This window comes from Planktotalea sp., from assembly GCF_018607995.1.
Taxonomy (GTDB): Bacteria; Pseudomonadota; Alphaproteobacteria; order Rhodobacterales; family Rhodobacteraceae; genus Planktotalea.
In genome coordinates this window covers 73,078-98,252 of record NZ_JABBAL010000015.1, presented here as the reverse complement: position 1 = coordinate 98,252, position 25,175 = coordinate 73,078, and the positions used below count along the sequence as shown (strand labels likewise).

Annotated in this window: 28 protein-coding genes and 2 pseudogenes; 15 read left to right on the top strand and 15 right to left on the bottom strand. The window is 53.8% G+C overall.

The annotated features are described in order from the left end of the window. The first annotated feature begins 8 nt into the window (after positions 1-8). The 4 genes and pseudogenes from QZ280_RS04425 (at position 9) to QZ280_RS04410 (ending at position 4,423) form a co-directional block, all read left to right on the top strand. Positions 9-781, top strand: a pseudogene (locus QZ280_RS04425) (DUF6478 family protein). Positions 782-817: 36 nt separating this feature from the next. Further along, the gene (locus tag QZ280_RS04420) at positions 818-1,195 is read left to right on the top strand and encodes a hypothetical protein (protein WP_293441329.1); all 378 of its coding nucleotides are present in this window, start codon (positions 818-820) and stop codon (positions 1,193-1,195) included. 103 nt (positions 1,196-1,298) lie between these two features. Next, positions 1,299-3,326, top strand: a complete 2,028-nt coding sequence (locus QZ280_RS04415; RefSeq protein ID WP_293441327.1) for an FAD-dependent oxidoreductase — start codon at positions 1,299-1,301, stop codon at positions 3,324-3,326. A gap of 192 nt (positions 3,327-3,518) precedes the next feature. Next, positions 3,519-4,423: pseudogene (locus QZ280_RS04410) on the top strand (LysR family transcriptional regulator). A gap of 69 nt (positions 4,424-4,492) precedes the next feature. On the opposite strand, the gene rsmD reads toward QZ280_RS04410, so the two are convergent. Continuing rightward, on the bottom strand, positions 4,493-5,050 hold the full coding sequence (rsmD, locus tag QZ280_RS04405) for a 16S rRNA (guanine(966)-N(2))-methyltransferase RsmD (protein ID WP_293441325.1): 558 nt from the start codon (positions 5,048-5,050) through the stop codon (positions 4,493-4,495). Continuing rightward, entirely contained in the window at positions 5,047-6,258 is a 1,212-nt protein-coding gene (locus tag QZ280_RS04400) for an FAD-dependent oxidoreductase (protein WP_293441323.1), read from the bottom strand. Before QZ280_RS04400 ends, rsmD begins: the two co-directional genes overlap by 4 nt. A 93-nt stretch (positions 6,259-6,351) precedes the next feature. On the opposite strand from QZ280_RS04400, the gene QZ280_RS04395 reads away from it, so the two are divergent. Next, positions 6,352-6,837, top strand: a complete 486-nt coding sequence (locus tag QZ280_RS04395) for a peroxiredoxin (protein WP_293441322.1) — start codon at positions 6,352-6,354, stop codon at positions 6,835-6,837. Between the two features lie 2 nt (positions 6,838-6,839). Here the strand turns inward: QZ280_RS04395 and QZ280_RS04390 are convergent, their stop codons facing one another. Genes QZ280_RS04390 through mnmD form a run of 6 tightly spaced genes read right to left on the bottom strand, consistent with a single transcriptional unit; the run spans position 6,840 to position 11,143 of the window. After that, complete coding sequence (locus QZ280_RS04390; protein WP_293441321.1) at positions 6,840-7,130, bottom strand: 4a-hydroxytetrahydrobiopterin dehydratase; 291 nt, start codon at positions 7,128-7,130, stop codon at positions 6,840-6,842. Beyond that, on the bottom strand, positions 7,127-8,314 hold the full coding sequence (locus QZ280_RS04385; RefSeq protein WP_293441319.1) for a GNAT family N-acetyltransferase: 1,188 nt from the start codon (positions 8,312-8,314) through the stop codon (positions 7,127-7,129). Before QZ280_RS04385 ends, QZ280_RS04390 begins: the two co-directional genes overlap by 4 nt. Then, positions 8,311-9,081, bottom strand: coding sequence for a glycerophosphodiester phosphodiesterase family protein (locus tag QZ280_RS04380; protein WP_293441318.1), 771 nt, complete (start codon positions 9,079-9,081; stop codon positions 8,311-8,313). The genes QZ280_RS04385 and QZ280_RS04380 overlap by 4 nt, the downstream gene beginning before the upstream one ends. Next, positions 9,078-9,542 carry a RidA family protein gene (locus tag QZ280_RS04375; protein ID WP_293441317.1) on the bottom strand — a complete coding sequence of 155 codons (465 nt, stop codon included), beginning with the start codon at positions 9,540-9,542 and terminating at the stop codon, positions 9,078-9,080. Before QZ280_RS04375 ends, QZ280_RS04380 begins: the two co-directional genes overlap by 4 nt. Positions 9,543-9,602: 60 nt before the next feature. After that, the gene (locus QZ280_RS04370) at positions 9,603-10,478 is read right to left on the bottom strand and encodes a DMT family transporter (RefSeq protein WP_293441316.1); all 876 of its coding nucleotides are present in this window, start codon (positions 10,476-10,478) and stop codon (positions 9,603-9,605) included. Beyond that, on the bottom strand, positions 10,475-11,143 hold the full coding sequence (mnmD, locus tag QZ280_RS04365) for a tRNA (5-methylaminomethyl-2-thiouridine)(34)-methyltransferase MnmD (RefSeq protein WP_293441315.1): 669 nt from the start codon (positions 11,141-11,143) through the stop codon (positions 10,475-10,477). The genes QZ280_RS04370 and mnmD overlap by 4 nt, the downstream gene beginning before the upstream one ends. A 52-nt stretch (positions 11,144-11,195) precedes the next feature. Here mnmD and QZ280_RS04360 point away from each other — a divergent pair, with 52 nt between their 5' ends. Continuing rightward, a complete protein-coding gene (locus QZ280_RS04360) occupies positions 11,196-12,236 on the top strand; it encodes an FAD-dependent oxidoreductase (RefSeq protein ID WP_293441314.1) in 1,041 nt (346 codons plus the stop codon). Here QZ280_RS04360 and QZ280_RS16245 read toward each other — a convergent pair. The 5 genes from QZ280_RS16245 to QZ280_RS04340 all read right to left on the bottom strand — a co-directional run bounded on the left by QZ280_RS16245 (position 12,233) and on the right by QZ280_RS04340 (position 15,347). Next, complete coding sequence (locus tag QZ280_RS16245) at positions 12,233-12,499, bottom strand: hypothetical protein (protein WP_365734199.1); 267 nt, start codon at positions 12,497-12,499, stop codon at positions 12,233-12,235. The genes QZ280_RS04360 and QZ280_RS16245 overlap by 4 nt on opposite strands. Beyond that, positions 12,500-12,775 (bottom strand): NADPH-dependent FMN reductase, encoded by a 276-nt coding sequence (locus QZ280_RS16240; protein WP_365734197.1) that lies wholly within the window; start codon positions 12,773-12,775, stop codon positions 12,500-12,502. A gap of 144 nt (positions 12,776-12,919) precedes the next feature. Continuing rightward, positions 12,920-13,588 (bottom strand): OmpA family protein, encoded by a 669-nt coding sequence (locus QZ280_RS04350; RefSeq protein WP_293441313.1) that lies wholly within the window; start codon positions 13,586-13,588, stop codon positions 12,920-12,922. Between the two features lie 108 nt (positions 13,589-13,696). Beyond that, positions 13,697-14,554 (bottom strand): bifunctional helix-turn-helix domain-containing protein/methylated-DNA--[protein]-cysteine S-methyltransferase, encoded by an 858-nt coding sequence (locus QZ280_RS04345; RefSeq protein ID WP_293441312.1) that lies wholly within the window; start codon positions 14,552-14,554, stop codon positions 13,697-13,699. A gap of 67 nt (positions 14,555-14,621) precedes the next feature. Beyond that, the gene (locus QZ280_RS04340) at positions 14,622-15,347 is read right to left on the bottom strand and encodes an SDR family oxidoreductase (protein ID WP_293441311.1); all 726 of its coding nucleotides are present in this window, start codon (positions 15,345-15,347) and stop codon (positions 14,622-14,624) included. Between the two features lie 124 nt (positions 15,348-15,471). On the opposite strand from QZ280_RS04340, the gene nth reads away from it, so the two are divergent. The 3 genes from nth (at position 15,472) to QZ280_RS04325 (ending at position 17,875) form a co-directional block, all read left to right on the top strand. Continuing rightward, positions 15,472-16,125 (top strand): endonuclease III, encoded by a 654-nt coding sequence (nth, locus tag QZ280_RS04335; RefSeq protein ID WP_293441310.1) that lies wholly within the window; start codon positions 15,472-15,474, stop codon positions 16,123-16,125. Next, positions 16,122-17,114, top strand: a complete 993-nt coding sequence (locus QZ280_RS04330) for an adenosine kinase (RefSeq protein ID WP_293441309.1) — start codon at positions 16,122-16,124, stop codon at positions 17,112-17,114. The genes nth and QZ280_RS04330 overlap by 4 nt, the downstream gene beginning before the upstream one ends. 230 nt (positions 17,115-17,344) lie before the next feature. Beyond that, a complete protein-coding gene (locus QZ280_RS04325; RefSeq protein WP_365734292.1) occupies positions 17,345-17,875 on the top strand; it encodes a DUF1203 domain-containing protein in 531 nt (176 codons plus the stop codon). Here the strand turns inward: QZ280_RS04325 and QZ280_RS04320 are convergent. Continuing rightward, positions 17,872-18,801 carry an ABC transporter ATP-binding protein gene (locus QZ280_RS04320; protein WP_293441685.1) on the bottom strand — a complete coding sequence of 310 codons (930 nt, stop codon included), beginning with the start codon at positions 18,799-18,801 and terminating at the stop codon, positions 17,872-17,874. The two genes, QZ280_RS04325 and QZ280_RS04320, sit on opposite strands and share 4 nt — an antisense overlap. Positions 18,802-18,885: 84 nt before the next feature. On the opposite strand from QZ280_RS04320, the gene QZ280_RS04315 reads away from it, so the two are divergent. The 4 genes from QZ280_RS04315 (at position 18,886) to QZ280_RS04300 (ending at position 22,939) form a co-directional block, all read left to right on the top strand. Beyond that, positions 18,886-19,065 carry a zinc-finger domain-containing protein gene (locus QZ280_RS04315; RefSeq protein WP_293441307.1) on the top strand — a complete coding sequence of 60 codons (180 nt, stop codon included), beginning with the start codon at positions 18,886-18,888 and terminating at the stop codon, positions 19,063-19,065. 110 nt (positions 19,066-19,175) lie between these two features. Next, the gene (locus tag QZ280_RS04310; protein ID WP_293441305.1) at positions 19,176-19,715 is read left to right on the top strand and encodes a hypothetical protein; all 540 of its coding nucleotides are present in this window, start codon (positions 19,176-19,178) and stop codon (positions 19,713-19,715) included. 72 nt (positions 19,716-19,787) lie between these two features. Next, on the top strand, positions 19,788-22,586 hold the full coding sequence (gene polA / locus QZ280_RS04305) for a DNA polymerase I (RefSeq protein ID WP_293441303.1): 2,799 nt from the start codon (positions 19,788-19,790) through the stop codon (positions 22,584-22,586). Beyond that, positions 22,586-22,939, top strand: coding sequence for an MmcQ/YjbR family DNA-binding protein (locus tag QZ280_RS04300; RefSeq protein ID WP_293441302.1), 354 nt, complete (start codon positions 22,586-22,588; stop codon positions 22,937-22,939). The genes polA and QZ280_RS04300 overlap by 1 nt, the downstream gene beginning before the upstream one ends. Before the next feature lie 46 nt (positions 22,940-22,985). Here the strand turns inward: QZ280_RS04300 and QZ280_RS04295 are convergent, their stop codons facing one another. Beyond that, the gene (locus QZ280_RS04295; RefSeq protein WP_293441301.1) at positions 22,986-23,555 is read right to left on the bottom strand and encodes a DUF1285 domain-containing protein; all 570 of its coding nucleotides are present in this window, start codon (positions 23,553-23,555) and stop codon (positions 22,986-22,988) included. 68 nt (positions 23,556-23,623) lie between these two features. Here QZ280_RS04295 and QZ280_RS04290 point away from each other — a divergent pair, with 68 nt between their 5' ends. Both QZ280_RS04290 and QZ280_RS04285 read left to right on the top strand, forming a co-directional pair. Then, positions 23,624-24,634, top strand: a complete 1,011-nt coding sequence (locus tag QZ280_RS04290) for a MoxR family ATPase (protein WP_293441300.1) — start codon at positions 23,624-23,626, stop codon at positions 24,632-24,634. Next, positions 24,631-25,175 (top strand): DUF58 domain-containing protein (locus QZ280_RS04285; protein ID WP_293441299.1); only part of this gene is annotated, 545 nt, incomplete at its 3' end. The genes QZ280_RS04290 and QZ280_RS04285, both read left to right, overlap by 4 nt.

The following is a 25,175-nucleotide window of genomic DNA, read 5'->3' as shown; positions in this document are numbered from 1 at the left end:
TGAATACCATGGCATTGGGTAAACCGTCTTTTTTGAATAGAATTCTGTTCAAACGTTCCATTCGCCGTTAGCGCGTGTTGTGGATGCTGCCAAAAATACTCCCGTATCTGTGTTTCACAAACAAAGGGCACGTGCGCGTCGATTGCTCGTGCATCTCAACCCCTTTGTACATGTTGCTGACAACCGTTTGGCGTTGCCTCTAATCGGCAGTCAGGCGATCCAGACATCACACGATTCAGATTAGGCCTGGTGCCCGGAAGCATGGTCTGGCCCGTTGCCAGAACAAGGCATGGCATTAGTGCCGAGCAAATCGATGCTTGGCGGGAAAATCTCGCTACACTACGATTGCGATTTTTCGGAACTATCATTGCGCCAACTCCGCAATACACGCGAGGTAGATTTAGCCCCCGACGGCCTGCGTGTGGGTGTTTTCAACTTTGAAGGATCATTCCTGTCTTTGGTGATTGATTTTCCAGAAGCGAGCGTGTCCGGCTTGAAACGCAAACATCTGATCCGCCTTAAACCGATCATGGAGTTAGAAAAACCCCTCGAAATTTTTGCGCGCTTGAACATCAAGCATGGCCCGAACACGGAACAAGTTGTGCGTGAGTTGCCGCTGAATGATACGGTGCCAATAGTGGAATTCGACCTTACCTACACGAAGCTCAATGAAAAGCGCGTGGATAGCATGTGGCTTGATCTGATCTTTGAAGGCCCGCAAATGAACCAAGTCACGCTGCGCAACCTCGCGCTGACCCGCCGACCTAGGGCGGACGTTTAGCAGCCATGAAACACTGTCAAAAGAAAGACCTTCCAGATGAGCGCATTTGAGCTAAGCAAAACCCGCCTGTTTGAGGGTGTTTGGGAAGGTGTGCTGACGGCCGTAGACGAGAACACAGAGCAACCTGATCTAGGGGTCACGCATCTTGATAAGCCTTTGGGCGAATTGCGCTTGAAAGAAACCGGGGAGCCAAACCAATGGTCAGTGCGCGTTCCGATCCCAATCGAGCTGATTAGCGACGGTGCGCAGACCTTTCTGATCTTTGATCGCGACACGGGCGAAACACTCGACAGTTACACCATTATCGCAGGCGATGCGGTCAGTGAAGATATCCGTGCCGAAGTTGCGCTACTGCGTGCAGAGCTGGATATGGTCAAACGCGCTTTTCGTCGCTACTGTGCTGAGACGACATAGACAAGTTGACCTGCTCTAAAATTACGTAAGCAAGGTGACGCTGCGTTTCAGGTGACATGGCTCTCTGGTCTGCGCACTCTGCTCCCAACTTTGGGAGATACCTATGACCGACTATCCGCACATGCTAGCCCCCCTTGACCTTGGCTTTACCACGCTGAAAAACCGCGTTTTGATGGGGTCGATGCACACCGGCCTCGAGGAAAGCAAAGACTGGAATCGTGTCGCAGAGTTCTACGCAGATCGCGCACGCGGTCAGGCCGCGTTGATCGTAACGGGCGGCATGGCCCCCAGCAAAGAGGGCGGCGTTTTCCCCGGCGCCGCTGGTTTGTTCAATGATCAGGACATCGCCAACCACAAGATCGTCACGGACCGCGTCCATGCGGCTGACGGCAAGATCGCAATGCAGATCCTGCATGCCGGACGTTATGCTTACGGCCCTGAGTGCGTTTCTGCGAGCGCTGTAAAATCCCCGATCTCGCCCTTCCCACCAAAAGAGTTGGATGAAGAAGGCATCGAAAAACAGATCAACGACTTCATCGTCGTCGCCACGCGCGCGCAGCAAGCGGGCTATGATGGCGTGGAGATTATGGGCTCTGAGGGGTATTTCATTAACCAGTTTCTCGCGCTTCATACAAACAAACGCACGGACCGTTGGGGTGGCACTTATGAGAATCGCATGCGCCTGCCTGTAGAGATTGTACGCCGCGTGCGTGAAGCAGTCGGCACAGATTTCATCATCATCTACCGCCTCTCGATGATTGATTTGGTGCCGAATGGATCAACCTTTGACGAAGTGATCCTGCTCGCCAAAGCCGTCGAGGACGCGGGCGCGACGATAATCAACACAGGCATTGGCTGGCACGAAGCGCGCATTCCCACGATTGCCACCTCTGTTCCACGTGCGGCTTTCACTTGGGTCACCAAAAAATTGATGGGCGAGGTCAGCATCCCTGTCATCACCTCTAACCGCATCAACACGCCTGAAGTGGCTGAAGAGGTCTTAAGCAGCGGTGCCGCGAATATGGTGTCCATGGCGCGGCCTTTCCTCGCAGATGCGAAGTTCGTGAGTAAAGCAATGGCCGGCAAGGCCGATCAAATCGCGCCTTGTATTGCGTGTAACCAAGCCTGTCTCGATCACACCTTCGGCGGCAAGATGACGTCTTGCTTGGTCAATCCCCGAGCCTGCCATGAAACCGAGCTAGTGATCGAACCGACCGCTGACGCGAAAAAGATCGCTGTGGTTGGTGCGGGTCCAGCTGGTCTGAGTACCGCTATGACGGCCGCAGAGCGAGGCCATAGCGTGACTCTGTTTGATCGTGCAGACGATGTCGGTGGTCAATTGAACATGGCCAAACAGGTCCCCGGCAAGGAAGAGTTCTGGGGCCTCGTTGATTGGTATCGCACAATGATGGCGACCTCTGGTGTCGATGTGCGTTTGAACACAGAGGTGAATGCGGACGATCTGGCTGATTTCGATGAGGTGATCATCGCGACCGGTGTGGTCCCGCGTGACGTTGGCATTCCTGGTCAAAACGGGGCAAACGTGCTCTCCTATATAGATGTGCTGCGAGGAAAGGCTGAAGTCGGCAAACGCGTCGCAATTATTGGCGCGGGTGGCATTGGCTTCGATGTTGCGGAAACTTTGGTGCACGAGGGTGTCAGCCCTGCCGTTGATCTGGACGCTTGGAAAGAAGAATGGGGCGTCGGCGATCCGTCCGAGACGCCTGGTGGCCTCGCCCTGAGCGGTCCAAAACCTGATGCGCCAGCACGCGAGGTGACGTTGTTGCAACGCAAAGCCACGAAACACGGCAAGGGTTTGGGAAAAACGACGGGCTGGATCCACCGCGCAGCTTTGAAAATGAAGAACGTCAAAATGATTGGCGGTGTGAATTATGAGCGCATCGAAGAAGGCGGGTTATATGTGTCCTTTGGTGAGACTCACGAGAACCCACAGCTTATCGAGGCGGATACGATTGTACTATGTTCGGGGCAATTGCCAGAACGTTCGCTTGCGGATGCCTTGGAGGCCAAGGGTGTCCCATGTCATGTAATCGGTGGCGCGGATGTTGCCGCAGAGCTGGACGCAAAGCGCGCGATTAATCAGGGGACGCGATTGGCTGCCTCGCTCTAAAACTAAGAGTTCGGCAGGGGGCCAGCCCCCCGCGCCCTCTCGAGATATTTTTGGAAAAAGGAACCACATCCGCTGTTTCCATGCCGCAAACTATCCCCGACAATACCCTAGCGTTGTCTAGGGAGCGCCCCAATCGCGCCCCTTTTGAAGCTGATACCTTATTCCAGACACAGGAACACAAAGGTAGACGAAATGGATCACCTGACAGAAATGGAAGCCTTCGCCACAGTTGTGGACCAAGGTGGATTTACAGACGCTGCAAAGAAGATGGGAATATCAAAATCTGCCGTTTCAAAGCACGTCTCTTCACATGAAGCACGCCTTGGTGCGCGCCTTTTGAATCGCACAACGCGACGTGTAAGCCCAACAGAAGTCGGCCTTGCCTATTACGACCGCGCTCGTCGCGTTTTAAATGATGCAGGTGAGGCGGATGCGTTGGTCACATCCATGCAATCCGCGCCTTCGGGTTTGCTACATATCTCTGTAGCGACAGACTTTGGAGTTAATCACCTCAGCCCCGTGCTTGGCGATTTCCTATCCGAGTTTCCAGATATCACCATCAATATGGTCCTGAATAACCGCTATGTAGAGTTGATTTCAGAGGGCTTTGATATGTCCGTGCGAATTGGTGAGTTGGAAGACAGCTCGCTTCGGGCACGCAAATTGACTGAAACGACGAAGCGCATAATCGCCTCCCCACCTATTTTGAGAAATATGGTCGGCCAGAGAAGATCGACGATCTCAATGATCATAAGCTTTTGCGTTACTCGAACCAATCCAGTGGCAACGTATGGAAAGTCACCGCACCTTCCGGCGAAAAACGTCAGACCCGCACCGCTAGCTGGCTGAGCGTGAATGACGGGCAGTCCTTGCTAAACGCCGCGATTGCGGGACTTGGTATCGCGTATCTTCCAAGCTTTTTGTACTCAGAGGCGATGGAGCAAGGTTTGGTTGTTGATGCGATCCCCAAGCTTCGCACAGAAACGCAAGGCATCTACGCCGTTTATCCACCGGGCCGCTTTACACAACCAAAAGTGCGCGCATTCATTCGTTTCCTCGTTCAATCGTTCGCTGATAAAGGACCTTCTGAGTGGTAAAAGCACTCACATTCTAGATATCTCCCCCGACCCCACTGGTCCCTTTGCATATTGAGAAGGGGCCATTTTTTATGTGCTGAGAAAGCTGATATTCGTGCCGCCGAACTTGCGGGTCTCCAAGAGGTCGCATTCTGGCGGAGGGATGATGTCTGCGCTTTCTTCCCATAGGACAAGCGCGTTCTTGGCGATCCAACCACCAGCCAGTGCGCTTTTCAACGCAGCTTCGCCCATGGATTTGCCATAAGGCGGGTCAAGGAAGATCAGGTCATAAGGTGCATCAGGTTTGACAGGCAAACGCGTTGCATCGCGTGCAAAAAGCTTGGTTTCGGTTTTGCATTGACACAATGCAATATTCTCGCGGATCAGGCTTTGGCCTTTACGCCCCGTTTCAACAAACGTTGTGTGGATCGCACCGCGCGACAACGCTTCCAAGCCTAACGCGCCGGTACCTGCAAACAAATCAAGGCAGCGCATATCTGTGATCGGATCGCCATAACGTCCGCCCATCAGCACGTTAAACAAGCTCTCGCGCACGCGGTCCGTCGTCGGTCGCAGATGCGCGCCTGCGTCGCCTTTGCCAACAGAGGCGAGCGCGCGACCACGAAAAATTCCACCGATGATCCTCACGCTTTTAGCAGGGCCTTCATATCGGTATCTGGGTTGGCGATGACGTCAGGCGTGGGTGATTTTCCGGCCTCGATCAAGCGTTTGCCGATCATGTAGTTGCGTGGATCGTTCATCGCGTCCACGGCCAAGAGCGTGTGGTCCTTATAGTACCAGAAGGAGATCGCTGGTGACTTAGTGTCGCGGCGCGCAACGACGCTATCATAACCAATGTTCAGCCCCGCAATTTGCAGTTTTACATCGTATTGATCCGACCAGAACCACGGTTTCGGTGTATAGCTCTTGCCCGCTCCCAACATGTTTTCAGCAACAGCTTCCGCCTGATCAATCGCGTTTTGTACGCTTTCAAGACGACGTCGCGCACCGCGCAGGTCGAACGAGGCGCAATCACCAGCCGACCAGATGTTGGGATCAGACGTGCATCCTTGTTCATTCACCGCAATACCGTTTTCAATGGTTAGACCTGCCTTTTCAGCAAGGCTGACGTTAGGTGTGATGCCAACGCCGACAATCACGAAATCAACGTCGAGCTCTGTGCCATTCGCCAGTGTGGCACCGCTCACATAGCCCTCGCCGTTCAAGCTTTTGAGGCCAACGCCCTCTAAGATTTTAACACCATGCGATTGATGCAGTGCACGGAAATAATCAGAGGTATCAGGCGCTGCGACACGCTGTAGAATGCGCTCGGCCATCTCAACGACAGTCACTTCGACCCCCATCTTGCGCGCGACTGCTGCGGCTTCTAGTCCGATGTAGCCGCCACCCACAATCAGCGCACGTTTGCCAACGTTGAAATGATCCGCCATCGCATCCACATCCGCCAAGGTGCGCACGGTGAATACGCCGTCTAAAGCACCGCCAATAGAGGCAGGCAAGGTGTTCGCACGAGAGCCAGTCGTGAGTGCGAGTTGATCGTAGGATATTACATCATCACCCAAATGCACTTCGCGCTTGGCCATATCAATCGATGTGACAGCCGCTCCCATTTGCAACGTGATATTCTGATCTGCATAAAAACTCTCAGGGCGCAGGAACAAGCGCTCCAAAGCTATGTCGCCCAGCAAATAGGCTTTAGACAAAGGCGGGCGCTGGTAGGGCGGCACATGCTCTTCGCCGATCAAAGTGATCTCGCCCTCAAAACCAGAGCTGCGCAATTTGGCAACAAGCGAGGACCCTGCTTGCCCTGCCCCGATGATCACAAAATGTGCCATTAGCACGATCCCTTCTAAAAACTTGTGGCGTCTGACTGCGCAGACTCTATATCGTTGGGGAAGTCGAACGCAATTCCCAGAAAAGGTATCCACATGACAATTTCAAAAGGCGACCGCTTGCCGACATCCACTTTGGTCCAATTGGGTGACGCAGGCCCCGCGCCTGTCGCTTTGGCGGATAAGACCGCAGGGCGCAAAGTCGTGATTTTCGCGGTGCCGGGCGCGTTCACACCGACATGCCACTCTGCGCACGTGCCAAGTTTTATGCGCACCAAAGATCAGTTCACCGAAAAAGGCGTGGATGAAATCATTTGCGTTTCCGTCAACGACCCGTTCGTGATGAAAGCATGGGGCGAAGCAACGGGTGCTACTGCGGCTGGCATCACCATGCTCTCGGATGCGGAAAGTGCGTTTACCAAAGCGATTGGTATGGATTTTGACGCACCCTCCGCAGGCTTCATCGCGCGCTCCAAGCGTTACGCGATGTTGATCGAAGACGGCGTTGTGACGCAGCTCAATGAGGACCGCCCGGGCAAATGCGAGATCTCCGCAGGCGAAGGTCTGTTGGACGTTATGTAGTCCTAGAGGCTATCAAATTTGCGCGCTAGCGTAACATCCAGTGCGCTTAGGCCATCCACAGAGTGGGTGGTCAAAACCACGTGTACTTTGTTGTAAACGTTGAACCATTCCGGGTGGTGATCCCATTTCTCCGACCAAATCGCCGCGCGGGTCATCCAGCCGAATGCATCTGCAAAATTCTTGAACTTGTAGCGTTTCTCAATCGCATCGCGTCCCTTCACCATAGCCCAGCCTGTCGCGAATAGCGGGTCAAGCAGAGGGCCGCGCGTGTCGTCAAATAGTCTCTCGCTCATTGCTGTTCCTCCACTTGGATTTTCTTAAACGGGCCATAGTCCGTGAGAACCTCGATATCCTGCTCAATCGCTTTACGCTCTTCTTGTAAGTAACGCGCGATGGCGTCGGAAAAACCCTTGTCGCCAACCCAATGCAGCGAATGGGTGGTCACAGGGAGATATCCGCGCGCCAATTTATGTTCGCCCTGCGCACCCGCTTCGACACGTTTCAAGCCCAACTCGATCGCGACGTCGATAGCGCGGTAATAACACAGTTCGAAATGCAGGCAGGGATGATCCTCAACGCAGCCCCAATAACGGCCATAAAGCGCCTCTCGTCCAACGAAATTCAAGGCCCCTGCGACAGGCACCCCATCGCGTTCCGCAAGCACAAGAATGACATCATTGCGCATGGTGTCTTGAACGATATCAAAAAATTGCCGAGTGAGATACGGCGTGCCCCATTTGCGCGCGCCTGTGTCTTGGTAGAACTGCCAGAAGGCATCCCAGTGCTTGGGCTTGATTTGATCGCCGGTTAAGGCTTGGATCGTGCCGCCAAATGCATTGGCCTGCTCACGCTCTTTGCGGATATTCTTGCGTTTGCGAGAGGCGAGCGAGGCAAGGAAAGCGCTGAAGCTCTCATAGCCATCGTTAATCCAATGAAACTGCTGGCTGAAGCGCCCCATGAGCCCCATTTCAACACCGGCGCGCATCTCCTCTTCGGTGCAGAACGTTAGATGCAGCGATGAAATTTCGTTGTTCGCAGCCAATTGCACTGCGCCTTGGATCAATGCAGACTGCCCAACCTGTTCGAACGCGGGCTTCACCAACAAACGCCGTCCCGTCGCAGGCGTAAAGGGCACAGCAACCTGCAATTTCGGGTAATAGCGCCCACCCGCATTCTCGTAAGCATGCGCCCAATTGTGATCGAAAATATATTCTCCCTGCGAGTGCGATTTTGCGTAAAGCGGCGTGACAGCTATCAATTCCCCGTGGAGTTTCGCAGTCAGGTATTGCGGCTGCCAGCCCGTGCCAGAACCCACAGATCCGCTTTGTTCTAGGGCATATAGAAACCGGTGGGTCGTGAACGGATCAAACGGCGCGCCACCCTCATTAGCCTCTGGACAGGCGCAGGCGTCCCAGTCTTCAGCCGCGATCTGCGACAGGCTTTGAACAATCTCGATTTCGACGGGCGTGTCGCTCATGAGGTTGGGAGCTTTGCCAAATATTGCTCGAAGGTGATGTTATCAGCGACTTTGCGCGCGCGTATTTCTTGCACCTCGCTCTTGACGGTCCAGCACAGAACATCTGCGCCTCTTGCTTTGAGATCTGCCACGCGCGGAGCTCCTAAATCCTCTATCTCATGAGAGATAAAGCAGGCCCCGACAGAGTCAAAGTCAGGGATTTCGCGCAGCCGATTCCGCGTACCTTTTGGCAGCAGCGGCCAATCCTCAGCAGTGTAAGCACTTGTCACGATCCCACGCGGCACAAGCGGTGCATGGATGGCCATTTGTTGCACCGAATGTGGGTTGAACGACATCACGCCAAGCGGGCCTTGATAGCCTTCAATGTCACGCGCAACCGCTTGCTCCAAGCGGCCAACATTTGCGCCCATAATGCCGTCTTGATCCTTAATCTCAATCATCAAAGGTACACCGCCCGCAACCAAGGCAAGCACTTCCGCCAGCGTCGGAATACCCTCATCGCTGCCGCGCAAGATCACCCGACCTAAGTCAGCACCGGAGCGTTGCTGGATCGGACCGCTGTCCTTGGCGAGGCGTTTCAAGTCGTAGTCGTGAAACACTATTGCCGCGCCATCGCTGGACAATTGCACATCAATTTCGATGCCATAGCCCGCCTCTATCGCCGCTTTGATCGCTGCGCGCGAATTTTCCGGTCGCGCGTCTTTCACATCGTGCAATGCCCGGTGAGCCAGAGGTTGGCGCAGGAATGATGGACCAAGGCGGTTCATTTGATCTGAAAAATACCTTCGATCTCGACAGCCACACCAAATGGTAAAGACGCAGCTGACACGGCAGAACGCGCATGACGTCCAGCATCGCCTAGTGCTTCCACCATGAAATCAGACGCACCATTGATGACCTTCGGCTGATCACCAAAATCGCTGGTGGAGTTCACGAAACCCACTAATTTCACGACACGCACCAAACGATCCAGATCACCGCCGCAGGCTACCTTGGCTTGCGCCAAAAGCGCGATCGCGCAGGTTTTGGCGGCGACAGCCCCCTCTTCAGCGCTCATCGTGTCGCCAAGTTTGCCTGTAATGAAACCATCGGCATTGTTAGAAATCTGGCCCGATACATGCACCAATTCCCCCACTTGCACGAAGGGCACATAATTCGCCGCAGGTGCAGGTGCATCGGGAAGGGTCACGCCCAATTCAGCAAGTTTGCTCTCAAAAATTCCAGCCATGTCAGGTCTCCTATTTGCGTTTGCGCATAGGCAAACACGCACGCCCGTTGCGCGCAAGTCTCAAACGCGGCGCGCAGCCATACGTTCGCGCACAAGAGTGAAGATTCCAGCCATCACGATCAGCGATGCGCCTATGACAACGTTCAAGCGCAATTGTTCTGCGAAGATCAAAAGCCCTAGGGATGAGGCCCAAACCAGTTGCAAATAGGCAAAGGGTTGGACCGCGCTCGCCTCTGCGGCTTCATAGGTTTTGATCAACAAGAAATGCCCCGCAGCCCCTGTCAAACATAGCAAGCCCATCCAAGCCCAATCCACTCCACTTATCCGCTCCCAGAACGCAAAACCCACGGCTGTCATCAGCGCAGCGCCCGACACGCCCGTCCAGAAAAAGCTGGTCGCCGCGCTGTCCTTGTGCGCCACATAGCGTGTAAGCATACTATAGAGCGCGAACATCAACGCAGACACGAAGGGGATCAATGCGTAGGGCGAAAATACACCCGTGCCCGGCTGAAGAATAATCAACATCCCAATAAAGCCAACACCGATCGCTACCCAGCGCCGCCAGCCGACAGTTTCACCCAAAATTGGGCCTGAAAGTGCGGCGATAACAAGAGGGTAGCAGGCAAAAACCGCATGGCTCTCGATCAATCCGATGTAGACGAAGCTTTGCACGGCGACGCAGATTTCTGCCGCCAGAAGCACGCCACGAAAGATCTGCATCTTGAGCTGACCCGTTTGCACCGCTTTGCGCAATCCACCCTTGCTGCGCGACGCGATGGTAATGACGAAGGCGGCGAAGAACCAGTAACGCACCATAACGATCATCATCACATTGTATTCGCGCGCGAGATGCTGGGAAATGCCATCCTGCATCGCAAACACGAAGGTGGTCGCGATCATCAGGCTAATACCAACGGGCGCGTTGTTTTGGCTCATGCGGGTTTGCTTCCTACGCTCATGTGGCGCTTGCGTCCAAATCCTGTGACGCGCTCAACCGCGAAACCTGCGTCACTTAACGCGCGCCGCACGAAGCCCGCGGCAGTGTATGTGGCAAAGGTTCCGTTGAGGTTTGTATGTGTGCCGACTTCGCTGAGCAAAAACGCTTCCCAGAGTTCCGGGTTCTTCGCGGGTGAGAAACCATCGAGGAACCAAGCGTCCGCTTTTTCACGCCATGCCGGCAATGTTTCGCGTGCGTCGCCAGTGATAAGCGTAAAGTTCAAATCCTTAAGCTGCACACCTTCTGGGGTCAGCGCATCAAGCAATTCACCCGCCAACTCTGCCAACTCTGGAAACGCTTCAAGCGCTTGACGCATCTCTGCGATGTCCAAGGGAAAAGCCTCAAAACTGGTGAAATGCAACGTGCCATCAACATTGCTGTCTCGCCACCCGTGCCACGTCGCAAGCAAGTTCAGACCCGTGCCAAACCCAAGCTCAGACACATGAAACCCATCCACAAAACGCGCAGGCAGATCATTACCCCCCAAAAACACATGGCGCGTTTCGGCCAATCCATCCTGAAACGAATAGTAAGGATCATCAAAACGCTGCGAAATTGGGACGCCATCTTCGTTCCAATCGAGTTTGCTTGTCTGGTCGTTCATGCGTTCTTGCCTTACGAGCGTATCCAAGTGCATTGGACATGAGGGCGCGCAAATGGCAATGGCCGATATCACGATCTATGGCGCGGGCATCTTCGGGCTCAGCATCGCGTGGAGCTGTGTGACGCGCGGCGCAACGGTGCAAGTGATTGATCCATATGGCGTTGGTGCAGGATCCAGCGGTGGTGTCGTGGGGGCTTTGGCCCCACATACCCCCGAGAATTGGAACGACAAAAAGCAGTTTCAATTCGAGAGTCTGATTATGGCGAACCGCTATTGGGGCGCCGTTGAACAAGCGGGTGGGTTAAGCACGGGTTACGCGCGTTCAGGGCGCTTGCAACCGATAAACGATGACCGCGCATTGGAACGCGCGAAAACGCGACGAGTGGGTGCGAAACAGCTTTGGCAGGGCTTGGCAAAGTTTGAGATTGTGAAGGCCGCTGGCACGTGGTCGCCCAAAAGTGAAAGCGGCTTGGTGATCCATGACACGCTCAGCGGTCAAATGCATCCGCGCATGACCTGTGCGGCTTTGGTGGCAGCTTTGGCAAGCAAGGGCTGCGATGTTGTTGCTGAAGGTGCGCCGGACGGCATCATCGTGGAGGCGACAGGGTGGCGTGGACTGCTGGAACTTGCCGAACAGATGGAGCAACCCGTGGGCAATGGCGTCAAAGGACAGGCGGCCGTTCTTCAATTTGCCACCGCCCCCAATGCGCCGCAGCTATTCGCAGACGCGCTTCACATCATCCCGCATAGCAATGGCACTGTCGCGATAGGCTCGACCAGTGAACGCCTGTTTGATGACCCCACCAGCACAGATCAACAGCTAGACGACGTTGTTTCGCGCGCAAAACATGCATTTCCTGTACTGCAGGATGCGCCTGTGATTGAACGTTGGGCGGGTGTACGGCCCCGCTCCAAATCGCGCGCGCCGATGATTGGTCATCACCCGATCCGAAAAGATACATTTATCGCGAATGGCGGGTTCAAAATCGGCTTTGGTATGGCCCCCAAAATCGCCGAAATCATGGCTGATTTGATCTTAAACGGAACGGATCGGATACCAGAGGACTTCCGGCCAGAGGCATCTTTGCGTTAACGCTGCGCTATTACGTTGCGCAGACTTATGACAGCATTATCTAAGCTTTTCTGATACTGCTCACTTTTCAACGTGCCATCTTCGTTGAATTCATTGTGGACGCCAGCGACCAATACGGCTGGTGTTGCAAGGACCACAGCACCGAGCTGTGACAAGCAGTTACGCGTCATGAAATACGCTGTTTCGCCGCCCGTGCGACCCGCTGCCGCGCCAATAAGCAAAGTCGATTTGGCTGTGAACACAGTGCCAGGTACGCGGCTCACTCAATCCAGCGCATTTTTGAGAACACCGGAAATGCCTTTGTTGTACTCAGGGCTTGCAACAATCAACACATCTGCTGCCGCGATCTGAGCGCCGAGCTTCGTCACCATTTCGGGAATACCCTTGGCTTCCAGATCACCATCGTAAAGCGGAAGATTGAGATCCGCTATTTCGACATCGGCGGTGCCATAAGAGGCAATCGCCGCCTTAATTAGTTGCGTGTTGAACGACGCCTCACGCAGCGAGCCAGAAATACCAAGAATTTTAGGGATAGCCATGGGAGTGCACCTTTGTGTTACTAACTCTTTGCCCGAAATTGCGCGTTTTACTAGGCTTGTTCAATCGCAGTGCGCGCAGGGCTTATGTGCAAAAATAAAAGACCCCACCAAATTGACGGGGTCTTTGTGCAAATTTTTAATGGCTTAGCTTGTTGGCAAAATCACGATTTCGACGCGACGATTTTGCGCTTTGCCCTCTTCGGTCAAGTTGCTTGCCAAAGGCTGATCTTCGCCGCGACCAATGCCTTGTAGACGCGTGAAGGACACACCCGCACCCGCGAGCACGTTCACAACAGAATTGGCGCGTTGAACGGAGAGGTGCTGGTTATAGCCTGCTTCGCCCGTGCTGTCTGTGTGGCCAATCACCTGAACGGTGGAATCTGGATAAGACTGCAAGTTCGTCGCAACGGCGTTCAAATCACTCTGGATCCCGCTCGACAAAGTCGCGCTGTCAGAGGCGAATGTAATGTCTTGTGGAAGGGACACGATCAAACGATCACCCGTGTTTGTGATGGTCACACGATCATTGCCAAGGCTCTTCTGGAGCTCTGCCGCTTGCTTGTCCAAGACGTTGCCCACAACAGCACCGCCAGCACCACCGATAAGCGCACCTTTGATTGCGTTTTGCTTGCGCTCTTTGGAATCGTCGCCAGAAATCAGACCCGCGATTACGCCCACACCAGCACCAATAGCCGCGCCTATAGTCGTCTTTTTAAAATCATCGTTGTTCGCGCTGCGCTCTGGAGTGGCGCAAGCGGTCAAAGCCAGCAGGGATGCTGCAGAAATTGCGAGAAGGGGGGAATTTCGTGTCATGTTGTGCCTCATATGCTTTCTCCGTTAATCGGAGCTGATCGTACTGTAGCATCACCGAATTAGTTTCCCAAGATTTGCTTTGGGGGAATTTGAGCACACTTTCGCCAACTATCTTGGAGCAGCTTCGCGCGCTGCAGTTTCATAGGCCAGCATCGCGCGTTTGATCGGAGTGCCCCAATGATAACCACCAAGCTCGCCCGATTTGTGCAAAGCACGGTGGCACGGGATAAGCCAACTCACAGGATTTTTGCCAACAGCCGTGCCAACCGCACGCACCGCTTTGGGGCTACCGACAACGCGTGCAATATCGGAATAGGTGGTGACGTGACCACTGGGAACATGCAACAACGCTTCCCAGACTTTGATTTGAAAAGGCGTGCCAATCAAGTGGAGTTTACGCTCACCAGCGCCACCGAACGCAGCGCTCATCCAAGCGTCTAACTTGTCTTTGTTTTCCACAAATGCCGCTTCAGGCCAACGCGCAGCCATGTCTTTGTACGTCGCATCGTCGCCCGCTTCTGCAGCAAAAGCCATGCCACAAAGCCCAATATCTGTGCCCATCCCAAGGACGCGGCCAAAAGGGCTGTCGAACCAACCTGTGTAAATCGTCAGCCCAGCGCCGCCCTTAGCATATGTGCCTGGGCTCATCGCTTCCCAGCGCAGGAACATATCGTGCAAGCGGCCCCCACCTGATAAGCCCGTCTCAATCGCAGTATCGAGCGTGGAATGATGTGCGCGAAGTAAAAATCTGGCATGATCAAGCGCTAGAAATTGCTGATAGCGTTTCGGCGAAACTCCCGCCCATTTTGAGAACAGCCGCTGAAGATAGGTCGGGCTGAGGTTCATTTCTTGCGCAAGCTCTTCGAGCGAAACGGGTGCGTCGCTCGCGTCTAACCGCTCAATCGCGCGGCGCACGAGTTTGTAATGATAGCTGGCCTCTTGGTCCTGTGTGACATGTGTGTTCATGGGTTTACTCTAGGACGCGACCCGATCTCACGCGATCCGTTTTTTGCACTTTACCCCAAGCAGTTTGTCAAACGTGCTGGCCCCCGTTGATTTCGATCTCCGTGCCGCTGACATAGCTCGAGGCGTCGTTGCACAAAAAGTAGATCACATTCGCCACTTCTTCAGTGCGGCCCAAACGTTGCATCGGCAATTTCTTAACGATCTCGTCGGTGCCCTCTGACAGAATTGACGTTTCAATCTCACCCGGCGCAATCGCGTTGACGCGCACACCCATTGGGCCGAAGTCATGCGCCATTTCGCGGGTCAGTGCCGCGAGCGCGGCTTTGGAGGTTGCATATGCCGCCCCTGCAAAAGGATGCACGCGCGATCCGGCGATAGAAGTGACATTCACAATGGATCCCTTGGCCGCGACCAATTCATCCTTGAGACCGCGGGAGAGCACAACAGGCGCGAAGAAGTTCACATGAAATACTTTTCCCCAATCCATCAGATCAGTGTTAATCGTATTCAAGCGCTCCACATCAGGCCCTTTTGGCGACACGCCCGCATTGTTGACCAAACCATGCAAAGGACCGTCCAAACGCTCACGAATACGTTCTACCGCGTTTATTGTGTCAGCGGGATCAGACAAATCGACCTGGATATGATTTTCAGCGCCGCCAGGCCAAGGACAACCCTCATCAAAGGCTTGGCGCGAACAGGTCAACACTCGCCAACCTTCACGCGAAAATTTCTTCACTGCCGCATGGCCAATGCCACGGCTCGCGCCTGTTAATAGAAGTGTCTTAACCATGGTTTTGCCAATTCTGTTGAGTCCTAAGAACCATATGCCCAAAAACCAAACGCAGAAAAGCACAATACTCAATTCATGCGCGTGCCCTTGCCGAATATAGCGCAAACAGGCTAGCACTCGCGGCATGACAAAACCTGCGAAACAACTGCCTTATCATACGATCCGCGAGATCTTCACGCGCTTTGAAGCATCCGAGCCTGAACCAAAGGGGGAACTGGATCACACCAACGCTTATACATTGGTTGTCGCTGTAGCACTGTCTGCGCAATCCACGGACGTGGGCGTAAACAAGGCCACCAAAAAGCTATTCAAGATCGCGGATACGCCGCAGAAGATGCTCGATCTCGGGCTTGAGGGCGTGATTGAGCACATCAAGACCATCGGACTTTATCGCAACAAAGCGAAGAACGTGATCAAGCTGAGCCAGATTTTGGTCGATGACTACGGTGGTGTTGTGCCGAACTCGCGTGCAGCTCTCGTGTCTTTGCCCGGTGTCGGACGCAAAACAGCGAATGTCGTGTTGAACATGTGGTGGAGTTATCCATCCCAAGCCGTTGATACGCATATTTTTCGGATCGGAAATCGCATTGGCATTTGTCCCGGAAAAGATGTGGACGCTGTTGAGCGCGCGATCGAGGATCATATCCCTGTCGATTTCCAACAGCACGCGCACCACTGGCTCATTCTGCACGGCCGTTATATCTGCAAAGCGCGCAAACCTGTTTGCAGCAACTGCATTATCAAAGACCTATGCCCATTTGAGGAAAAAACCCCATGAAGACCTACAAAGTCGTTGGAATCGGCAATGCTGTCGTTGACGTAATCACCCAAAGCGATGACAGCTTTCTTGCTAACATGGGCATTGAAAAAGGCATCATGCAGTTGATAGAAAAGGATCGCGCAGAGGTGCTTTATGGCTCTATGTCAGATCGTACGCAGGCGGCGGGTGGCTCTGTTGCGAACTCTATCGCGGGGATCGGATCGCTTGGACTGCGCACCGCATTTGTGGGGCGTGTGAGCGATGATGCATTGGGCAAGTTCTACGCCAAAGCGATGACCGATGAGGGTACTGTTTTCGTCAATGATCCTGTCGCGAGTGGTGAATTGCCAACATCACGTTCGATGATTTTTGTCTCTCCCGATGGAGAGCGGTCGATGAATACCTACCTTGGCATTTCCGCAGAGCTTGGGCCTGAAGATGTGTCCGCCGATGTCGGTACAGATGCAGAGATTGTGTTCCTTGAGGGATATCTGTTTGACAAAGACAAAGGCAAAGAAGCGTTTGTGAAGCTCGCGCGCGCTTGTCGTGCGGCAGGTGGCAAAGCCGGTATCACCATTTCAGATCCGTTCTGCGTGGAACGTCATCGCGCGGATTTTCTGAACATAATTGAGCAAGAGCTCGATTATGTAATTGGCAACGAAGAAGAAGTAAAATCGCTGTTTGAGACCAATGATCTCGACGACGCGATTGCCAAGCTTAGTGCGATCTGCCCCCTCGCGGTGTGCACACGATCCGGTGACGGCGTTTCGATCATGTCAGGAGGCGAGCGCATTGATGTGCCTGTAACCAAGGTGGTTCCTATAGATGCAACAGGTGCAGGCGATCAGTTCGCAGCCGGGTTCTTATATGGCCTCGCTACGGATCGTGATCTGGAAACCTGCGGCAAGATGGGTTGTATTTGTGCGGGTGAGGTCATTGGCCACGTGGGTCCGCGCCCCAAAGCAAATATCTCTGCGATGTTCCACGATGCGGGCTTAGAGAACTAAAGAGTAAAACGCTTCCTTTTGCACTGGCTCTAAGCCCGCGAAATTCTGTCGTAGCATCGTGTTCCAGCCAGAGTTGTAGCCTTCACAAGTTTCTACGGCACTTTCCCTAAAGCGTCCCAACCAGAGTGCACAAGGGTGATACTTGTGTTCCCATCATCTGTTGGATCAAAGCGCAAATAAATCTGCGTTGCCTCTTTCACAGTGCTTATCTTTACTCTGACTGATCGCGCATAAAACGGGTCGAGAGAATTATTTATTTCCGTCATTCCAAAGCCAATCAAAGGAGTGACCATGACCTATATTTTCTCAGGAATGACCAGAAAACAGCCAACGCCTACCGCGCGGGGGCGCTTGATGCTTATGGGAACGCACCTGAGCAAGGAGTCTCTAGCGGGACAGGTGTACCTTGCGGCCATTGTCTGAACATCGTTCCAGAAGGTGAAGGCTTCCTCGTGGTGGCGCACCGACCGTTTAGCATCCTGCAACCCTATGCGGAAACTGGCCCAATCTTTATCTGTCAGTCTGATTGCAGCGCCCCAAGCGCGACTGAAATCCCCCAGGTTCTAGAGGCCTCGCCCGAATACTTGATCAAGGCTTACACAAGTAACCAACGGATCAAGTACGGGACAGGAGCTATCGTTCCCAAAGAAAATTTCACGAGTAAGCTGAGCGCGCTTTTGGCCCGCAGCGATCTTGCGTTCGTGGATATAAGATCAGCAAAAAACAACTGTTGGCTCACCCGCGTGACCCATCAAACCTAGCGGCTGCGCGTGAGCTCCAGGAACACATCTTCAAGATCGGCCTGTTCGGTTCGCACATCGCGAATGATCACGCCAGCGTTTCGCACTGCTTCTAGTACAGCGTCGGCGCTGGTCTTGCTGGCGCGGTAAGTTAAACGCAACGCACCTTTTGGATCAATCGCGAGGTCAATGCCATTTGTAACCGCGAACTTCATCGCCTTGCCTTCAGGTTCAATGATCATAGTCTTTTGGTCAATACTGCCGAGCAAATGTGCAGTGGTGTCGCGTGCGACGACTTCGCCATGATTGATAATTGCGATCTCGTCACACATTTCCTCGGCCTCTTCTAGGTAATGTGTGGTCAGTACAATCGTCATGCCCTGTTCATTCAACTTGCGCACATTGGCCCAAAGCATCTGACGCAACTCGATATCAACACCCGCCGTCGGCTCATCGAGAACCAGAATATGTGGGTGATGCACCAGGGCTTTACCAAGCAACAAACGGCGTCGCATCCCGCCCGACAAAGTGCGTGCATAGGCATTGGCCTTGTCTGACAAGCCAACCAACTCGAGGATTTCGTCAGAGCGCCGTTCAGCCTTTGGCACACCGTAGAGCCCAGCCTGCACATTAAGCGCTTCACGCGGTGAGAAGAATGGATCGAGGTTCAATTCCTGCGGCATAACCCCGATTGAGGCACGCGATTGGCGTGGGTTCACATCCTGATCGAACCCCCAGATCGACACTTTGCCAGATGTTTTCAACACCAAGCCCGCAAGGATATTGATCAAGGTTGATTTTCCAGCACCATTGGGCCCGAGCAAACCAAAGATTGAGCCCTTTGGGATGCACAGATCAATCCCTTTAAGCGCATCTTTAGTCGGGGCACCTTTGCTGCCTGCATAGGTTTTGCAGAGATTCTGAATTTGAATGGCGTCTTGTATCACAGGCTGCTTACTCACTCTTGCCGATTTCACTCGGGTGGATCATAACGCCTGTACCGCGACCACCCAAAAAAGGGAACACATCCGATGACAACGCCTGCACCTGAAACAAAGATCGTAGACAGTTTTCGTGTGGCATGTGACGGTGGCGAAGGGGCTTTGGGCCATCCTCGCGTTTGGCTGCAAATCCCAGGTGAGCATGGTTGGGTAGAATGCCCCTATTGTGACGCTAAACTCGTTCACAAAGATTTCGAAGGTAAGGTCTAGCCGCCTTTTCGCGCTGGTTGACCGCGTTTGAACTCACTTAACTCAAATTATTGACATATTGCAGGTGCATCTTTTCGTTAGTGAGTTATTGGTGACCTTTGGAAATTTTATTGATTTTGATCCCCGCGGCACTGGGGGTTAGCTTTCTTTTTGGTGAAGATTTAGGCTCCGATGACGACAACTCTGCAGAGGCAGACGCGTTGCTTGCCGCAGAAGCAACTAAGGCTGACGAGGAAGCAACAGCGCCGTATTATGGCGCTGATGGCGATCCATTGACTAGTGTTTCCTTGGACGATTTTATCAACGGCACCAATGGTAACGACATGATGCTCGGACACGCTGACGACGATACACTTGATGGCGGTGATGGCAGCGACACCATTTCTAGTGGCAGTGGTGATGATAGCATTCTTGGCGGTAGCATGGCCGAATCGCTCAATGGTAATGACGGCAATGATTTTGTTTCCGGCGAAGATGCGCTGGTCATCGAATACGATAACAGTGCTCCCGCACCAGTTGTCACGATCTTCGAAGCCAACGGTCATTCCCTGATTCATCTGGATTGTGTGTGGGTCGCAGATATCCGTGACGCGGCTGGAACTTTGGAAGTTGGCGATATTTCATTGGTTGGCGTGGATCACAGTGTATAACGCACTGGCATAGCCCTGCCTGACACGTCTAGTATGCCTCCAACGCGCAAACCGCTTTGGGGGCATTTTCACATGAGCACGACTTTCGACAAAGGATGCCATCTGCATCTGATTGATGGCTCCGCCTTTATCTTTCGCGCCTATCACGCGCTGCCTCCTTTGACGCGTAAGTCCGATGGTTTGCCGATTGGTGCCGTCGCAGGTTTTTGCAACATGCTCCAACGCTATGTTGAGGAAAATGCTGGCAGTGACGTGACCCATGTGGCCGTCATTTTCGACAAGGGCAGTCACACATTTCGCAATGATATGTATAACCAGTATAAAGCCAACCGCGACGCGATGCCCGAAGATTTGCGCCCACAGATGCCCCTCACACGCGCCGCGACCAAAGCGTTCAACATCGCTTGCGAAGAAATCGAGGGCTTTGAGGCCGACGACATCATCGCCACCCTTGCGCGCCAAGCACGTGAAGCAGGTGGGCGCTGCACGATTATTTCGTCGGACAAAGACATGATGCAGCTCGTCGGTGACGGCGTCGAAATGTATGACGCCATGAAGCAACGCCGGATCGACCGCAATGGCGTATTTGAGAAATTCGGCGTCTTCCCTGAAGGCGTCGTGGATGTGCAAGCACTAGCAGGCGATAGCGTCGACAACGTCCCCGGGGCACCCGGCATTGGCATCAAAACCGCCGCTTTGTTGATCAATGAGTATGGCACTTTGGAAGAGTTGCTGGATCGCGCAGAAGAGATCAAACAGCCCAAGCGCCGCCAAACGTTGATCGATCACCGCGCGCAGATCGAGCTTAGCAAACGCCTTGTGACTTTAGACCGAAACATGACGCTGGATTTCACGCTTGATGACCTCGAAGTGCGTGACCCGATTGCGGACGAACTTCTTGAATTTCTTGCTCAAATGGAATTCCGCACATTGACCAAGCGGATATCCGAGGCGCTCGACGCGCCCATGCCAGAGATCGCAGAAGCGCCGATCAAAACAGGCTCACTTGATGCGCCCAAAGCCGCGCCTTTTGATGCGGAAAAATATGAGTGCGTGCGCGATATGGCTGCGTTTCAAACATGGATCGACGCCGCTTACGCGCGCGGCTATGTGGCCGTCGATACGGAAACCACGGGGCTCAACGACATGATCGCAGACCTCGTTGGCATCTCGATGTGCAGCGAGGCGGGCAAGGCCTGCTACATTCCTCTAACGCACAAAGATGCGGGCACGGATGATCTCTTCGGCTCTGATGACTTGGCAGATGGTCAAATCGATCTGGAGACCGCTGTTGCCGCCTTAAAACCGCTTCTCGAAGACCCGTCGGTAATGAAAATCGGCCAGAACATGAAGTATGACGCCAAAATTTTCGCGCGTTACGGGATCGAGATTGCGCCGATTGATGACACGATGCTGATTTCATACGCTCAACACGCAGGCCTGCACAATCATGGCATGGATGCCTTGTCTGAGCGCTATCTCGGCCATACGCCGATCCCAATCAAACCACTGTTGGGCACGGGCAAGTCCGCTACCACTTTTGACCGCGTGCCAATTGATCAAGCCACGCCTTACGCGGCAGAGGATGCAGATATCACGTTGCGTCTGTGGCAGCACCTCAAACCCACGCTTCACAGCACTCACACGACCCGCGTGTACGAGACGATGGAACGACCTTTGGTTCCCGTTCTGGCCCAAATGGAGCGGTATGGCATCAAAGTAGACCGTGACGTTCTAAGCCGGATGTCGAACGCTTTTGCACAAAAAATGGCCGGGCTGGAGGCGGAGATCCACGAAATGGCGGGTCACTCGTTCAATGTGGGAAGCCCTGCTCAAGTCGGTGAAATTCTTTTTGACGAGATGGGCTTAGAAGGCGGTAAAAAGGGTAAAAACGGCAAGTATTCGACTGGCGCTGACATTCTCGAAGACCTTGCGACGGAACATGAAATGCCGCGCCGCATTTTGGACTGGCGTCAACTCAGTAAGTTGAAATCGACCTATACGGACGCGCTGCAAGATCACATCAACCCCTACACGGGCCGCGTTCACACCAGCTATTCTATCGCAGGCGCGAGCACGGGTCGCCTTGCCTCGACCGATCCAAACCTGCAAAACATCCCGATCCGCTCCGAGGAAGGCCGCCGCATTCGCGAAGCGTTTATTGCAGAAGAGGGCAAAATTCTGGTTGCTCTCGATTATTCCCAGATCGAACTGCGCATCCTCGCCCATGTGGCGGGCATAGACAGCCTGAAACAGGCGTTCCGCGATGGCCATGACATCCACGCCATGACCGCGTCTGAAATGTTCGATGTCCCATTGGATGAAATGACCGCAGACGTGCGCCGCCAAGCCAAGGCAATCAACTTTGGTGTGATCTACGGCATCTCCGGCTTCGGACTTGCGCGCAATCTGCGTATCCCAAGGTCAGAAGCGCAAGGCTTCATTGATCGCTATTTCGAGCGCTTCCCGGGTATCAAAGAGTATATGAATGACACGACCGCCTTCGCAAAAGCCAATGACCGCGTCGAAACCCTCTTTGGCCGCGTGATCCATACACCCAATATCAACGCCAAAGGTCCACACGCAGGCTTCGCCAAACGCGCCGCAATCAACGCGCCAATTCAGGGTACAGCCGCTGACATCATCCGCCGCGCAATGATCCGTATGCCAGAAGCGATTAAAGACCAGCCCGCGAAAATGTTGTTGCAAGTGCACGATGAATTATTGTTCGAAGTGGAAAAAGATGGCGTCGATCAACTGATTAAAACAGCCAAAGACATCATGGAAAACGCCGCTGATCCTGTCGTCAAACTCGACGTGCCGCTGATCGTAGATGCAGGCCAAGGCGCGAATTGGGCAGAGGCGCACTAATGATCAGTGACTGGCGCCAGATGAAGGCCTTCGCACTTTCGCTTGGTTCACCCAAGGTGGAGCAGGCTAAAAGCTGGTACAATGGGGTCCTGAAAGCGCATGGGAAACTTTGGGTCTGGTGGAGCCCCTATGTCGACTCAGCCCTGTTTAAATACGCCAAAGACGAGCGCGAGATGCTGCGCACAGCAGACCCTGACACCTTCATCCACCACAAACACTATGAAGCCCAAAACTTGATTTTGGTCGCAGCAGGCCGCATTGACGAAGGATGGGTAGAGGCGCGCTTGCGCTCTACCTGGCACGCAGCGGCCCTCAAACTATTTCTCAAAGACTGGGACGCAACGAAAGGTTAAGCACGCTGCTCTTCATCTTTCCAAATAAACTTCCGCCGGAGGCTCCTTAACCCTCAAGCTCACGCGACGGAATAATCTGAAAGAACACACCGCCAGACCAAACCCCAAACCACCCTTCGTGATGCGCGCCAATATCAACCAGACGATAGAAACTTTTACGATCAATCAACGCTTCCAACCCTGCACGCACCATAACATAGGGCGACGGCTCGCCAGTCTCAGCATCACGCACAACGCGGATTAGATGTTCTGCCCCCGCTCCAACAAAATCGCCCACATGGGTTTCAAACGTCAAAACACCATCGGCCAGATCGAAATCTACAGCTACGAAAGGCGCGTCTTCGACGGTGATCCCGACTTTCTCGACCGGTGTGACTAGAAAATACTTTCCGTCTTCTAGCTTCAAAATTGATGAAAACAGCTTCACCAGCTCAAACCTGCCGATCGGCGTGCCCATGTAAAACCATGTGCCATCGCGTTTAATCTGCATGTCCAGATCGCCACAAAACGGTGGGTTCCACAAATGAACAGGGGGCAAGCCACCCCCTTTGGCAGCGGCCTTGGCAGAAGCAGCGATTCCCACAGCGTCAGGTGTCACGGTATTTTGTCCAACCATAGTTTTGCTATTTGTCCTTAGGGGCCTAGTCTCATAGCATCACAACTAGAGTTCAAGGGAGAGTTGTCATGTCCAGCGCAGAAGATTTAGTCACCGACATCGAAACGCTGGGAGCACGTCTGGCAGAAGCAAAGGAATCAATCACCAAGCGCTTCATCGGGCAAGAGCGGGTCGTTGATCTGACACTCTCTGCGCTTTTGTGCGGTGGTCACGCTTTGCTGATTGGTCTTCCTGGCCTAGGCAAAACACGCCTCGTAGAGACGCTTTCAACTGTGATGGGTCTGGATGGCAATCGCGTTCAATTTACGCCAGATTTGATGCCTGCGGATATTCTAGGTTCCGAGGTTCTAGAAACCGGTAATGACGGAAGCCGCGCCTTCAAATTCATCGAAGGACCAATTTTTTGCCAGCTATTGATGGCGGATGAAATCAACCGTGCCTCGCCACGCACGCAATCTGCGCTGTTGCAAGCAATGCAGGAAAAAATGGTCTCTGTTGCGGGTGAAGATCGCGCGCTTGAAGCACCGTTTCACGTGCTCGCCACACAAAACCCGATCGAGCAGGAAGGCACATACCCGCTCCCCGAAGCGCAGCTTGACCGCTTTCTTGTGCAGATCAATGTCCCCTATCCTGATCGCCAAACCGAGCGCGATATCCTGATCGCAACCACCGGTGTTATGGAGGACGAGGCGCACGCAGTCTTTACCACCGGCGAATTGCTGGCGGCACAAACCGTACTGCGCCGCATGCCTGTCGGAGATAGTGTGGTTGAGATGATCCTCGATCTTGTGCGTGCCTTTCGTCCTGACGAACCAGATGCGAGTGCACACGTGAAAGACAACGTTGCTTGGGGGCCCGGGCCTCGAGCAGCGCAGGCGCTGATGCTGACTGTGCGCGCCAAAGCGTTGCTGGATGGTCGTCTCGCCCCCTCGCCCGAGGATGTGATCGATATGGCGGAACCTGTTTTGGGGCATCGCATGGCATTGAATTTCGCGGCGCGTGCACGGGGTGACAGCCTTGCGGATCTTATCCGTAAAACGGCCAGCCAGATCACTGGTTCACAGGCAAGCGCCGCGTGACAGACGCCCGCGCCCTTCGTTTGACTGCAGAGGCGGAAGCCTCTCATCTGCCGCACTTTTTGGCACGTGCAGAGCAGTTGGCAGGCACGGTTCTGCTGGGCGAACACGGGCGCAGACGCGCAGGAATGGGTGATGATTTCTGGCAGTACCGCCTTGTTCAAACAGGCGATAGCCGTCGGATGATTGACTGGCGCCGCTCCGCGCGCTCGGACGCTGAATTTGTGCGCGAACGCGAATGGCAGGTGGCAAAAAGCGTGATGCTTTGGGTTGATGCTTCTGCATCGATGCAGTTCAAAAGTGCGGATGCGCTGCCCAAGAAATTCGATCGTGCGCGCTTGATCGCTTTAACCGCGTCCATCCTGTTGATCAAAGGCGGTGAACGCGTCGGCCTATCGGGCACTGACCTTCCGCCACAGCGTGGTCGCGCACAAATCTTGAGACTAGCAGAGCATTTCACCCACAACACAGACACAGACACAGACACAGACACAGACACAGACACAGAATATGGTGCGCCGGAAGCACGCGCAATGCTACCGCA